Below are 13,364 nucleotides of genomic sequence, written 5' to 3'. Positions count from 1 at the left end.
CCGCCAGCTGCTAACCCGCGGTGCACACTGAGCCGGTGGATGATCGCGCCAAAGCGAACGAGGCGCCAGCCCGCGATGTGCCTGCGCCCGATGCGATCGTCGGGCGCAGACGGGAGATCGCGGCGCTGCGCGGATGGCTGAGGTCGGCTGGCGGCGGCGCCGGGCGCCTGGTGCTGTGCACGGGCGAGGCGGGAATCGGAAAAACCCGCCTGGCGCGTGAGCTGGCCGGGATGGTCCTGGCCGGTGGGTGCGCCGTGGCGTGGGGTCGCTGCGCCGAGACGGAGGGTGCACCCGCCTTCTGGCCGTGGCGCCAGGCGCTGCGGTCGCTCGGCGTCGACCCCGACGGTGTGCTGGGGCGCGGAGAGGCGCAGTCGCCGCAGGACAGGTTCCGGGTGTTCGAGGGCGTCGCCGACGCGGTCGGTGGCATCGCGGCTCAGGGTGGCCTGACCGTGGTCCTCGACGACATCCACCGCGCCGACGAGTCGTCCCTGCTCGTCCTGCGCCATCTCGCCGACCAGGTGGCCGACGCGCGGCTGCTGCTCCTCGCCACCTTCCGTGACCGGGAACCGGCCGGCGCACTCGCCCGCGTGCTGCCCGATCTGCTGCGGTCGCCGGCCGCCGTGCGGCTCGACCTACGGGGATTCGACCTGGCGGAGGTCAGCGAACAGCTGCGGCACATGACGGCCTCGGGGACAGAGGTCGCCGCGTCCGACGGCGATTCCGCCGCCGCCGCCGACGACGCCGACGCCGACGCCGACGGGGCCGAGATGACGGCGTCGGCGACGGCGCGGCTGGTGCTTGAGGTCACCGCTGGGAACCCGCTGTTCGTCCGGGAAATCGGGCGGGCGGTGGTGGAAGGCACGTGGCGACCGGAGCAGCCCCCGCGCACCGTGCTCGACGCCGTCGGCGCCCGGCTCGACCGGGTCGGTCCACGGTGCCGCCGCCTGCTGCAGGCGGCCGCCGTCGCCGGCCGCCGCTTCGGGATCGCGCTCGTCGCCGCCGTGGTCGGCGAGCCCGTCGAGGAGTGCCTGCGCCTGGCCGACGAGGCGGTCGCGCATGGCCTGCTCGACCGGCTCGGCGCCGGCGAGTTCCAGTTCGTGCACGTGCTGACCAGGGACGCCGTCGAGGCGTCACTCGCCGGCCCGGAAGCGGCCAGCCTGCACCGCGCGGCCGCCACCGCCCTCGCGGACCGGTTTGCGGACGACCCGGCCGAGCACCTCGCGGACATCGCGCGGCACTGGGCGCAGCTCGCGCCCTACGGCGCGGCCGAGGCCGAGGCGGCCCGCGTCTGGACGGCACGGGCCGCCGATGAGGCGGTGCGCCGCCTCGGCCACGAGGAGGGCGCACGGCTGTACCGGGCCGCGCTCACCTTCGGCCAGACCTCGACGACCGACACCGAGCGGTGCCACCTGCTGGTCGCGCTCGGCCGGGCCAGTTACCTGGCCGGTGATCTGCCGGGCTGCCTGGACGCCGCCGCCCGGGCGGCCGAGGCGGCACGCGCGGCCGGACGGCCCGATCTCCTCGCCCACGCCGCACTGGTGCTCGAGGCAGCGCCGGGACAGGACGTCAACGCGCTCGCCCACCGGCTCTGCGAGGAGGCCCTCGCCCGGCTGGGCGCAGCCACAGCGGCAACAGCCACAGCGGCAACAGCCACGGCGGCCGAGGACCCGAGGTCCCCAACGGTGGCGTTGCGCGCCCGGCTGCTGGCCCAGCGCGCCCACCTGGCGTTCTACGCCGGCGAGCAGGACCAGCTGGCGAGCCAGAGCACCGAGGCGCTCACGCTCGCCCGCAGGTGTGGTGACGACCACGCGCTCACCGACGCGCTGCGCGCCCGGCAGGAAGCCTGCCCGGGGCCGGCGGGCCGGGAGGAACGGCTTGGTCTGGCCACCGAGATGCTGGCACTCTCCCGGCGGACGAACAGCGCCCGAACAGCCATGTGGGGCGAGCTGTGGCGAATCGAGGCGCTGGTCGAGAGCGGCCAACTTCCGGCGGCGGCCGAGGAGCTCGCCGGGCTGCGGGCAGCTGTCGAGCAGGTCGGCGGACCGGTCAGTGCCTGGCACCGTGACCGGGCCACCGCGTGCGTCGCCCAGGCGCGGGGCCGCTACGCCGAGGCACTCGCGGCCGGGCGGCGCGGGTTCGACCGGATGCGTGTCATCGAACCCGCACCGGCCAGCGGCGCCTACATGGCGCTCACCTACGCTCTCGCCTGCCACCTCGGCTTCGGTGCCGGCACCGGCGTCGGCAGCGGCTTCAGCGCCGGGGCCGGCAGCGGGGCGGAGGCGGTCCTGCGGCAGACGTTCGAGCCGCCGCCCCGCTTCCGGGCGATGGCCCCGCTCACCCGGGCGGCCATGTTCCTCATCGCCGGGCAGCCGGAGGCGGCAGCGGCGACGTACGAGCTCGCCGGGCCGCCCTCCTCGTGGTCGCTGCCGGCGTTCTTCGTCCTGCCTGGTTGGGTGTACGCCGTACTCACGGTCGCCGGACTCGTCACCGCGGGGCTCGGGAGGGCCGACGAGCTCGACGGCCTGCTCGAGCGGCTCCAGGCGTTCCGCGGCGAGCACGCCAGCGGCGGCGGGGTCTCCTACCTGGGCCCGGTGGAGCTGGCACTGGGGCGCGGCGCGCTCGCCCTCGGCCGGCTCGACCAGGCCGTCGACGACCTGACCACCGCGGCTGGGAGCGCAGGCCGCGCCGGTGCGCCCGGCTTCGCGGCCCAGGCGCGATACCACCTGGCGACCGCGCTGCTGGCTCGCGGCGCGCCTGGCGACCGGGACCTGGCCGTTGCAGCCGCCCGCGATGCCGACCGCGTCGCACAGGTCCTCGGCATGACGGCCTACACCGACCGAACCTCGGCGCTTGTCGCCGACCTCTGCGATGCCGGCACGCCCTTCGGCGTCCGCCCACCCACTGACGTCCACCTGCCTGCGTCGGTCGACGGATCGGCCGTGGTCGACGGGCCCGCTGCCGCGGAGCCGGTGCCGGATCCGGGGGAGGAGATGCTGAGCCCGCGGGAGCGACAGGTCGCCCGCCTGGTCGCCGAGGGCCTGACCAACCGGCAGATCGCGGCACGGCTCGTCATCTCCGAGCGCACCGCGCAGAACCACGTCCAGCACATCCTCACCAAGCTCGGTTTCCGCGCGCGCAGCCAGATCGCCGCCTGGGTCGTCCGCAACTCACGCGATGAGCAGCGGATGAGTATGCCCGCTGAGTAGTTCGGCGGACGTCACGGCGCTGCCGCCCGCCTAACGTTCCTCCCGTCGCCGGCCCCGCCCGGGCCGGAAAGCGAAAAGAAACAGCAGGAACCGGGAGGAAACCAGAAATGCAGTGGATCACTGTCGCCATTCCGCCGTTCGAGACGGTCGAGCAGGCCGACGCCGTGTTCGCCCAGGTGGGCGCGGAGCCCGCCGGGCTGCGGGCGCGCTATGTCGGGACGGGCCCCGACGGCAGGCTGCGCGTCGTCGCCCTGTGGGAGTCGAAGGCGCACGCGGACGACTTCTTCGCGACGACGCTGGGCCCGGCGCTGGCCCGCGCGCTGGGCCCAGAGCCCGCCGGCCGACCGGAGATCATCGGCCTCGACGTCGCACGCGCCTACGTCAGCCAGCCGGTCAGCTGAGCAGAATGAGGCTTCAGGCGGGCTGGGTCGCGCTTGTCGCGGCTGTTATGTGGTCGGCCAGCTGGGCCGTCGCCGACAGCGCCGCGGCGACTTCGACGATCCCCGGTTTCGCCAGCCGCAGTGGCGATTTCAATGGTGACGGCCGCGACGACATCCTTTCCTTCGATTCGCAAACCAGTGGTGTGGACGTCGCTCTGAGTATCGTCCTGCCGGCGCAGTGGAGCTCGCTGCAGACCTTCGGCGTGCGGGAACACTGGGCGGACACGCCGCGCGGCGCCGACGATCTGACGCTGGTCGGCGATGCCGACGGAGACGGCATGGACGACCTCGTGACCATCACCGCGCGGGGGAACAATGCCGGTGCGGTCCGCGTCTGGCTCAGTACCGGCTCCACGTTCGTCGACTCGCCCGGCTGGCAGGACTCCCTTCCGGCCGGGCAGCTGGTGACCGTCGATGACCTGGGCGTCGTACCCGCGGTCGGCGACTTCAACGGCGACGGCCTGGACGATGTCGCGGCCTTCGTCACCGCAGGCTCCGCGGCCGGCACCGTCCGGTTCGCGCTGTCGACCGGTACCGGTTTCGATTCCGTCCAGACGGTGGCCGACGCGTTTCCCACCGGGACCGGAGCAGCGCCCGAGGTGGGAGACCTCAACGGTGACGGCCTGGACGATCTCGCCGTCTTCACCCGAGGCGCCACCGCGGACGTGTATGTCTCGTTGTCGACCGGCTACGGGTTCGATCCCGCCGCACTGTGGCATGACAGTTTCGCGGGCGGCAGCGGGTATCCCGCGATCGGGGACTTCAACGGTGACGGCCGGGACGACGTAGTGACCTTCACCCACGACTCCGCGGCCGATGTGTACGTAGCGCTGTCGACGGGCAGTGGATTCTCCGGGACGACGAAATGGCAGGACAACTTTGCGCTCTGGTCAGAATACCCGGGAGTGGGCGACGCCGACGGGGACGGCCGCGACGACATCCTGGTCTACACCGGCAGTCCCGCCAATGACGTGTGGGTCGCACTCAGCACCTATTTCTGGACGCCCCGGACCGGTATCGTCCGGTACTTCGGAAACGGCGAAAAATGGCACGACAACTTTTCGACGGGATACTACGCACTAGGCATCGCATACTGGCCCTGATCTTTTCCCGGGCCCGCTGTGCGGTGCACGACCACTGCTTCCGTCTCGGACGCGAGGTCCCCTTCGACGTCACCCGCTGCGACTGAACCCTCAGCGCACCGGCCCGCGCCCCGCGTTCGCCGCACCACGGCACACGCGGGGCTTCGGGTGCTGTGTATCGGCTGTATCCCAAGCCGGGGGTCCGCTCACGCAGCCAGCTGCACATCGCCCTCGCGCGCTTCGAGGACTGAACGAGCCGGCCACGGCCAACTACGGCTAACTGACTCGGGCGGCCCACAGGGCACTGATGGGCAGGGCCCAGATCCGGTCACCGAGGTCGAAAGGCAGCGGACCGGTGTGGAACACGACCCCCGCGCGGAAGTCCGCACCGAGCTGATCGCGCAGCCACGCGAGATGACGCGCGTCCCGGGCGGACGGCGCCGAGGATGCCTTGATCTCCATCGCGATCACCTGGCCCCTGCCGAGGTCGATGACGAGGTCGGCCTCCTGCCCGTCACGGGAACGGATGTGGTGCAGCCGGGCACGCGGGTGAAGCAGCGTCACCTCCGGCCGCAGCTGGGCCACGACGAAGGTGTCGAGGATCCGACCGAGCAGGTCCCCATCGCGCAGGACGCTTCGCTCGTCCACCCGGGCGGCGGCGAGCGCGAGGGCAGGGTCGGTCAGATACCGCTTCGCCCGTTTGGTCAGCCTGTGCAGGCGGTTCGTCGACCACGCCGGAACGAGGTCGAGCAGGTACAGCGCGGCCAGGATCCGATCGTAGGCGTCGGCTGTCCGCTGGTTGATCTCGGCGGCCTGGCAGAGCGTGTCGTCGGCGGGAAGCCCAGCCGTCGAAAGCCCGAGCACCTCGAGATAGCGGCGCAGCCGGACGGGGTCGCGCTGCTCCCCGGCGGCGACCACGTCCCGCGTGACGACGTGATCGACGTACGCGTCCAGCCAGGCAAGACGCCCGCGTGTGCTCAGGTTCAGAGCCGCCTGGGGGAAACCGCTCCGCAGCGCCAGGTCCACGTAGTCGTCCAGGCTCGGCGGCGGGCCGGCGACATTCAGGCGTGAGATGTCGGAGGTGAGAAGCAGCTCGATCAGGCTCGGCTGGTCGACCGCACCGGCGATCTCCCGCTCGGTGAGCCCATGCAGCACCAGCCGGACAACGCGCCCCGTCCCGGGCCACTGGCGGGTCGTGAACTCCGCCTCGACGCTGCCCGTGAGGAGGAACCGGCCAGGTCGGGGATCCTCGTCGACCGCCCGCTTGACGGCGCCGAGGACCTCGGGCACCTCCTGCCACTCGTCGAGGAGGACCGGCTCGTGCGCCCGGCGCAGGGCAGCGTCCGGATTCGCCGCGACGGCGGCGGCGACCGCGGGGTCGTCAAGCCTCAGAACGTCGCTCGCGATCCGCCGGGCCGAGGTCGTCTTCCCGGCGGCGCGCGGGCCCGTGACCATGACTGCAGGCAGCTCGGCGAGCAGGTTGGCCAGCGGGCCGTCCGCGATCCTCGGCACGTACCCTGACGTGGCCATACAGCGACACTACCTGGTGCGCGGCGGTCCAAGTACAAGTTTTGCGGGGCTTCGAGTACACGTTTTGCGAGCCTCTGACTGCAAGTTCTGCGATGCCGGGAGCACCCGCTGGTTCCGGTCCGCGGCACGCAGGCGCCGAGTACCAGGGCGCCGGCCCCGCGGCCTAACCCCGCCTTTCGCACGTGGCGAGTCCGAAGAGTTGAGGCTTTTCGCCGTTCCTGCGACCACGATCCTCATCTCTTCACTCCTCGACGGGACGTCGGCCGGCGAGCGCGGCGGCCGCGGGGCCGGCCAGGGCGGTGAGTGTGTCGATCCGGTCGGCGAACGCCCTGCGTTGGCTGACGTTCACCACAGTGATCACATCGCCGGCCGCCGCCAGCGCCACCAGCGCGACGAGATCCGCCGGGGCGACCGCAGGGGCGACCTCACCGCGCAGCACCTGACCGGCGGCGCGGTTCAGCTCCCGCACTCGGGGCCGGTCGACGAGCACGACCGCCGAAGTCGGGATGAGGGAGAGCGGCCGCCCCCGGGCCACCCGCAGCCAGCCCGCCGACTCCAGGTCGTCACGGGTCTCCACCACCGCCGAGCGGTGCTCGTGGACGATCCAGTCCGCCCAGGCCCGCGGGGCGGGAGCCGCGCTGATCTGGCGGTAGACCGCAGCCACGAGCGGATCGGGACGCCCCACCCCACCCCGCGGTGTCGGTTCCTGCCGCCCGGGCGGCGGGTCCGCGGCCACCCGGGCCAGCCCGTCATCGTCAATGAGCCATCCGTCGATCTCCAGTTCGACCAGGGCGGCAGCCCGGAGGGCCCGGCCGAGCCGCCGGTTGGCGTACATCTGGTCCTTCTCCAGGTTGTAGGCCAGGAGATAGAGCTTCGCGGGCAGCGATGTGGGCAGGTCAGAATGCACAGGAACGTGGATACAACACCACGCCCACGGGGCCAGTACCGTAGCCGACAGCCCCCCGCCCGCGTGGATCGGCTCGCGGCAGCACCGCTATTGAGGAGCACGCCCACCCGTGAACCTGGGCATCATCGGGCAGGCGGCGGGCCTGTTCGCCGTCACCAACGTCGACGACATCGTGGTCCTGGCTCTTTTCTTCGCCCAAGGCGCCGGCGATCGTGACTCCACTCGCCGAATCGTGCTCGGGCAGTACGTCGGCTTCAGCGCGATCCTCGCCGTTGCGGTGGCCGCTGCGTTCGGCGCCACCTTCCTGCCGGAGTCCGCGATCCCCTACCTCGGCCTGCTGCCGCTGGCCCTGGGTCTCAAAGCCGCGGCCCAGACGTGGAGGAACCGCCGTGGCGGCGGGGAGGACGAGTCGGTACAGACCAGGGATGGGGGGCCGCGCCCGCTGGAGGTCGCGGCGGTCACCTTCGCCAACGGCGGCGACAACATCGGCGTCTACGTACCCGTCTTCGCCACCGCGGGAGTCGGCGGGATGGCCGTGTACACGTCTGTGTTCCTCGTGCTGGTGGCGGTGTGGTGCTTCGCCGGCCGCTTCTTCGCCACCCGCCCGGTCATCGCCGGGGCGCTCGCCCGCCGGGGCCATATCCTGCTGCCGCTGGTCCTGATCGGCCTCGGTGTCCTGATCCTCGTCGAAGGCGGCGCGTTCGGCCTTTGATCCAGCCGGTCTCGCGCAGTGGCACCAGCACCGAGCTGCCGGTCGTGGACCACAGGCCGCGACTCTCGGGCGGTTATTACCCGTCGCGTCCGATACACAGCAGTTGTTCAGGTGCTCCTCAGCAACAGGCCCTAGCGTGGTGACCATGACGTCCGGGCCCGAGCCCCGAGCGGCCACCGGGCGCGCATTCGGGTTACGCGGCATTCACGCGCTGCTGATCGCCTCCGCTGTCACGATCGTCACGCTCGCCGTGGTGGTCGCCGTGCTCGCGTCCCGGCCCGGCGGAAGCCCGCAGACACGGGCGGCCACCGCCCCGACGCCGTCGGCGAGTCCCAGCGCGGGCGCGTCCCCCAGCGTCGCGGACGTCTACCGGCGGGTCGTGCCGTCCGTGGTGGTGGTGCGCACAGAGCACGGGTCGCTCGGCTCCGGGGTGATCGTGGCGAACGCCGGCACCGTCCTCACAGCCGGCCATGTCGTCGCCGACGGCGGCGCCATCACCCTCACCTTCTCCGACGGAACCCGGTCCACCGCAACGGTGGCCTCGACGGACCCGGAGACCGACACCGCGATGCTCACACCGGCGACGCTGCCGCAGCCGGTCGTGCCGGCCACGCTCGGCAGCCGCGTCGAGGTCGGCGGCGAGGTGATCGCGCTGGGCAACCCGCTCGGGCTGACGTACAGCGTCTCCTCCGGCGTCGTGTCGGGCCTGGATCGCACCGCGGCCACGGAGAGCGGCGAGCTGTCGGGGCTGATCCAGTTCGACGCCGCAGTGAACGCCGGCAGCTCCGGGGGGCCGCTGCTCGACGCCGACGGCCTGGTCGTCGGGATCGTCGTGTCCATCGCCGATCCCGGCGAGGACGACGCGTTCGCCGGCATCGGTTTCGCCGTGCCCATCTCCAGCGCCCTCGGCAGCGGCGGTGGCGGTTCCGGGCCCGGTGGCGGCCGCGGGCCGCGGATCTGACGTCACCAAGGTCACGAAAGGTATCGACGAAGACCATGACACACGACGCCGACGTCAGCAGCCCCGCTGGAACGGCCGACGGAGGTACCGGCGGCGGGACCCCCGTGACCGCACCCACGCCCGTACCCGTGCCCACGCCCGCCCCGGCGCCCGCCCGCGCCCGCGGCGCGAGCAGTCCGCTCGAGCAGGTGCTGTTCGAGGTGAAACGCACGATCGTCGGGCAGGACGTCCTGCTGGAGCGCATGGCGATCGCACTGCTCGCCGGCGGCCATCTGCTGGTCGAGGGCGTGCCGGGGCTGGCGAAGACGCTGGCGGTGAAGTCGCTGGCCAGCGCGGTCGGCGGGCAGTTCCAGCGCATCCAGTTCACCCCGGACCTGCTGCCCGCCGACCTGGTCGGCACCCGGGTCTACCGCCAGCACACCGGCGAGTTCGAGACGACGCTCGGCCCGGTCTTCACCAACCTGCTGCTCGCCGACGAGATCAACCGGGCCCCGGCGAAGGTGCAGAGCGCGCTGCTGGAGGTGATGCAGGAACGTCAGGTGACGATCGGGCGCGAGACCTACCCCGTCCCCGACCCGTTCCTGGTCCTGGCGACGCAGAACCCGATCGAGTCCGAGGGCACCTATCCGCTGCCGGAGGCCCAGGTCGACCGCTTCATGATGAAGGTCCTGGTGCACTACCCGGCGCCGGTGGAGGAGCACGCCATCGTCGACCGGGCCCTGCGGCCCCCCCTGCCGACCCAGCGGATCCTGCGCCCCGAGGACCTGGTGCGGATGCGGGCGCAGGTCCAGGACGTGTACGTCGACCCGGCCATCGTCGACTACGCGGTGCGGCTCGTCGTCGCCACCCGCTCGCTGGGCACGGTGGGGCTGGGCAACCTGGACCGCTACGTCACCCACGGCGCCAGCCCGCGCGCGTCGATCGCCCTCGTGCTGGGCGCCCGGGCGCTGGCCTACCTGCGCGGCCGGGACTACGCCATACCGCAGGACCTGTACGCGCTCGTCCCCGACGTGCTGCGCCACCGCCTCGTGCTGTCGTACGAGGCGCTGGCCGACGACGTCGCCCCCGACACCGTCATAGCCGGCGTGCTGCGGGCCGTGCCGATGCCCGAGGTCCCGCTGCGGGCCCGGTGATGGCGGGCGCACCCGACCGGCTGCTGCTGCGGCTGGAGTGGCAGGTGGTCCGCCGCCTCGACGGGCGGGTGCTGGGCGCCTACCGCACGCCGTACCGCGGGTCCGGTCTCGACTTCGCCGGCCTGCGCGGCTACGTCGAGACCGACGACGCCCGCCGCATCGACTGGAACGCGACCGCCCGGCTGGACGAGCCGCAGGTACGCCAGTTCACCGAGGACCGTGAGCTGACCCTGTGGCTCGTGCTCGACCGGACGGCGTCGATGACCGTCGGTGTCCCCGGCCGAGGGAAGCACGACGTCCTGGCCGAGCTGGCGCTGGTGTTGGCGCGGCTGTTCGGCCGCGGCGGGAACCGGGTCGGCGCGGTGCTCCACGACGGCGCCGCGACCCGGATCGTGCCACCGGCCACCGGCCGTGGGCAGGTGCTGCGCATCGGCCATGAGCTCGCCCGCACCGCCACGGCACCGCCGAAGGCGGGCACCACCGACGTCGCCGCGATGCTGGGCACCGCGGCGCGCCTGGCACGGCGCCGGTCGCTGATCATCGTCATCTCCGACTTCATCGGCACCGCCGGCTGGGACCGGCCGCTGCTGCGGCTGGCACACCGCCACGAGGTCGTGGCGCTGCGCGTCGTGGATGCCGCCGACGACGCCCTGCCGGAGGTGGGGCTCGTCCTGGTCGAGGACACCGAGACCGGCGAGCAGCTGCTCGTCGACTCCGGTGATCCGCTGCTGCGCGCCCGGCTGAGCGACGCGGTGGCGGAACGTGAGGCGGACCTGGCCGGCCGCATGCGCCGCGCCGGGGTCCCGCTGCACCGGATCGACACCGACCGCGACCTGCTCCCCGCCCTCGCCGGGGTCGCCGCCAGCACCCGGTGGCGGCGCACATGAGCCTCACCGCCCCCTGGCTGCTCGTCCCGGGCGTGCTGGTCGTGGCCGCGCTCGCCGTCGCCGCGACGACGACGGCGCGGCGGCGCCGGGCGGCGCTCGCCGCGGCAGGTGTGGACGCCGCCGCGGGCCGCCGCGGGCCACAGCCCGGGTTCTGGCTCAGCCTCGCGGGGATCGCGGTGCTCACGTTCGCGGCGGCGGGGCCGGCGGCCTCCGTTCCCGTCTCCCGCGCCGCGGGCACGGTGATCGTCGCCGTGGACGTCTCGAACAGCATGGGCGCGACCGACGTGACGCCCACCCGCCTGGACGCGGCGAAGAAGGCGGCGGCCGCGTTCGTCGCCGCCCAGCCCGACAGCGTCGACGTGGGCGTGGTCGCGTTCCAGGACGGCGCGCTCACCACCCATCAGCCCAGCGCCGACCACGCCGCCGCCGAGGCGGCGATCGACCGGCTGAAGGTCACCGGCGGCACCTCGCTGGCGGAGGCGATCCTCACCTCGCTGTCGGCGATCACGGGCCGCACGGTCCGGCTCGGCGCGGACGGCTCCGCGCCGGACATCGGGTACTGGAGCTCGGCGACCATCGTGCTGTTCTCCGACGGGGAGGACGGCGGCACCGGTGCGAACGCCGGCACCGGCGGCAGCGGCAGCACCAGCAGCGGCAACGGTGGTGGCAGTGATGGTGGCAGTGGCGCCGGTGGCGGCGACGCCGCCGGGGCGACCGAGGCCGCCGCCGGGGCCGCCCAGGCCGCCGGGGTGCACGTCGAGACGGTCGGTGTCGGCACCACCGCCGGCGCGACCGTCGAGGTGGACGGCTACCGGCTGAACACCGCGCTGGACGAGGACACGCTGAAGGCCATCGCCCAGACGACCGGCGGCGCCTACCACCCGGCCTCGCAGGCATCCGAACTGGACGGCGTCGCCTCGGCCATCGACCTCCGGCGGACCACCCACCACGAGGATCTGCCGTTGGCCGGGGCGTTCACCGCCTTCGCGGTCCTGCTGCTGGCAGCCGGCGCGGTCCCCACGATCCTGCGCACGGGAAGGGTCGCCTGATGTCCCTCACCTGGCCCTGGGCGCTGGCGACGCTGCTCGTCGTCCCGCTGCTGACCGCCGTCACCTGGCTGGCCCGGCGCCGCCGGCGGCGGGCCGCCATTCGGGTGACGTCAGTCGCGCTGCTGCGGGTGGCGCTGCCCGGCCGGAAACGGTGGCAGCGGCACATCCCCGTCGCCCTGTTCGTGCTCGGGCTGGCCACGCTCGGCGTCGGCGCCGCCCGCCCGCAGGCGAGCGTCCCGATCGCGGCGAACTCGACGACGATCCTGCTGGCGCTGGATGTCTCGGGCTCGATGTGCTCCACCGACGTGTCCCCGAACCGCCTCACCGCCGCAGAGAAGGCGGCCACCGACTTCATCCGGGCCCAGCCGGGCGGTTCCCGCATCGGCCTGGTCACCTTCGCCGGCAGCGCCGGCCTGCTCGTCCCGCCGACCGACGACACCGACAAGCTGCTGGCGGCGCTGAAGAGCCTGACGACGTCCCGCGGCACCGCCATCGGCCAGGGGATCCTCACCTCCATCGACGCCATCGCCGAGGTCGACCCGTCGGTGCCGCCGACCGGGGCGGACGTCCCGGGCGGCACCGGCGGGGAGTACGCGGCGGACGTCATCGTGGTGCTCACCGACGGCGCCAACACCGTGGGCGTGGACCCGCGGACCGCCGCGGGGGAAGCCGCCACGCGGCGCCTGCGGGTCTACACGATCGGTTTCGGGACGACGACACCGGCGCCGATGGTCTGCGACAGCTCGCAGATCGGCGACGACGCCTTCGGCTTCGGCGGCGGGTTCGGCGGGGGCGGTGGCGGCGGCTTCGGCGGCGGGGGTGGCGGCTTCGGCGGCCGTAACGGTGAACGCGACCCGCGGGCCATCGACGAGGACGCGCTGAAGCAGGTCGCGAGCACCACTGGGGGCACCTACTACCGCGCGCAGAACGCGAACGAGTTGCAGGACGCCCTGACCGACCTCCCCCGCACCATCACCGTGACGCACGAGCACCGCGACATCGCCTCCTGGTTCGCCGGCATCGGCGGCCTCCTCGTCGCCGCGGCCCTCGGCCTCTCCCTGTGGTGGAACCGCCTGCGCCGCCCACAGCCGCTTCCCGCCGCACGCCGGCCCACCGGGGCTTCCGCACCGACACCCAGTGCTCGCAACTCATACCAACAGCGACATAAGGGCGCACAGGGCCACTTGACAATCCGCAAGAAGTGAAGATTTCGGCTGCTGTCGCAGCCATTGCCTTCACTTCTTGCTCGGGAGCAGCGGCGGGCGGGGCGTGCCCCGCGCCGGCGATGTGCCGCGGCGCGGGGCACGTGCGGTGCGACCGCGGTCAGGACTCGGAGTGTCGGCCGCGGGCCAACGGGCCCGTGGCCACGAGTTCGTCCCGTTCCTCGGCGAAACCGGCGGCAGCGGCGGAGCCCGTGCGCGCGGCGGAGCCCGTGCGCACGGCGGAGCCCGTGCGCG

Annotated in this window: 11 protein-coding genes; 9 read left to right on the top strand and 2 right to left on the bottom strand. The window is 73.2% G+C overall.

Annotated features, from left to right (window positions below; all coding sequences use genetic code 11):
* Positions 1 to 77 precede the first annotated feature (77 nt).
* The 3 genes from FREUN1FDRAFT_RS24360 (at position 78) to FREUN1FDRAFT_RS24350 (ending at position 4,749) form a co-directional block, all read left to right on the top strand.
* Positions 78 to 3,206 carry an AAA family ATPase gene (locus FREUN1FDRAFT_RS24360; RefSeq protein ID WP_232295381.1) on the top strand — a complete coding sequence of 1,043 codons (3,129 nt, stop codon included), beginning with the start codon at positions 78 to 80 and terminating at the stop codon, positions 3,204 to 3,206.
* A 107-nt stretch (positions 3,207 to 3,313) separates the two neighbouring features.
* Positions 3,314 to 3,607: a hypothetical protein gene (locus FREUN1FDRAFT_RS24355; RefSeq protein WP_006542891.1), complete on the top strand. Its 294-nt coding sequence runs from the start codon at positions 3,314 to 3,316 to the stop codon at positions 3,605 to 3,607.
* Between the two features lie 5 nt (positions 3,608 to 3,612).
* Complete coding sequence (locus FREUN1FDRAFT_RS24350; RefSeq protein WP_006542890.1) at positions 3,613 to 4,749, top strand: VCBS repeat-containing protein; 1,137 nt, start codon at positions 3,613 to 3,615, stop codon at positions 4,747 to 4,749.
* A 255-nt stretch (positions 4,750 to 5,004) separates the two neighbouring features.
* On the opposite strand, the gene FREUN1FDRAFT_RS24345 is transcribed toward FREUN1FDRAFT_RS24350, so the two are convergent.
* Together FREUN1FDRAFT_RS24345 and FREUN1FDRAFT_RS24340 are read right to left on the bottom strand one after the other, a co-directional pair.
* Positions 5,005 to 6,258 carry an ATP-binding protein gene (locus FREUN1FDRAFT_RS24345; protein ID WP_006542889.1) on the bottom strand — a complete coding sequence of 418 codons (1,254 nt, stop codon included), beginning with the start codon at positions 6,256 to 6,258 and terminating at the stop codon, positions 5,005 to 5,007.
* 241 nt (positions 6,259 to 6,499) lie between these two features.
* Positions 6,500 to 7,165 (bottom strand): GPP34 family phosphoprotein, encoded by a 666-nt coding sequence (locus FREUN1FDRAFT_RS24340; RefSeq protein WP_006542888.1) that lies wholly within the window; start codon positions 7,163 to 7,165, stop codon positions 6,500 to 6,502.
* 109 nt (positions 7,166 to 7,274) lie between these two features.
* On the opposite strand from FREUN1FDRAFT_RS24340, the gene FREUN1FDRAFT_RS24335 reads away from it, so the two are divergent.
* The 6 genes from FREUN1FDRAFT_RS24335 (at position 7,275) to FREUN1FDRAFT_RS24310 (ending at position 13,112) form a co-directional block, all read left to right on the top strand.
* Complete coding sequence (locus FREUN1FDRAFT_RS24335) at positions 7,275 to 7,877, top strand: cadmium resistance transporter (protein WP_006542887.1); 603 nt, start codon at positions 7,275 to 7,277, stop codon at positions 7,875 to 7,877.
* Between the two features lie 145 nt (positions 7,878 to 8,022).
* Positions 8,023 to 8,838, top strand: coding sequence for a S1C family serine protease (locus FREUN1FDRAFT_RS24330; protein WP_006542886.1), 816 nt, complete (start codon positions 8,023 to 8,025; stop codon positions 8,836 to 8,838).
* A 35-nt stretch (positions 8,839 to 8,873) separates the two neighbouring features.
* Positions 8,874 to 9,971, top strand: a complete 1,098-nt coding sequence (locus tag FREUN1FDRAFT_RS24325) for a MoxR family ATPase (RefSeq protein ID WP_006542885.1) — start codon at positions 8,874 to 8,876, stop codon at positions 9,969 to 9,971.
* A complete protein-coding gene (locus tag FREUN1FDRAFT_RS24320) occupies positions 9,971 to 10,858 on the top strand; it encodes a DUF58 domain-containing protein (protein ID WP_006542884.1) in 888 nt (295 codons plus the stop codon). Before FREUN1FDRAFT_RS24325 ends, FREUN1FDRAFT_RS24320 begins: the two co-directional genes overlap by 1 nt.
* Positions 10,855 to 11,907 carry a VWA domain-containing protein gene (locus FREUN1FDRAFT_RS24315; protein WP_006542883.1) on the top strand — a complete coding sequence of 351 codons (1,053 nt, stop codon included), beginning with the start codon at positions 10,855 to 10,857 and terminating at the stop codon, positions 11,905 to 11,907. The genes FREUN1FDRAFT_RS24320 and FREUN1FDRAFT_RS24315 overlap by 4 nt, the downstream gene beginning before the upstream one ends.
* Entirely contained in the window at positions 11,907 to 13,112 is a 1,206-nt protein-coding gene (locus FREUN1FDRAFT_RS24310; protein WP_006542882.1) for a VWA domain-containing protein, read from the top strand. The genes FREUN1FDRAFT_RS24315 and FREUN1FDRAFT_RS24310 overlap by 1 nt, the downstream gene beginning before the upstream one ends.
* Positions 13,113 to 13,364 lie beyond the last annotated feature (252 nt).

The organism is Parafrankia sp. EUN1f (assembly GCF_000177675.1).
GTDB lineage: Bacteria > Actinomycetota > Actinomycetes > Frankiales > Frankiaceae > Parafrankia.
The sequence above is the reverse complement of the archived record's forward strand: the minus strand, read 5'-3'. Positions and strand labels throughout refer to the sequence as shown.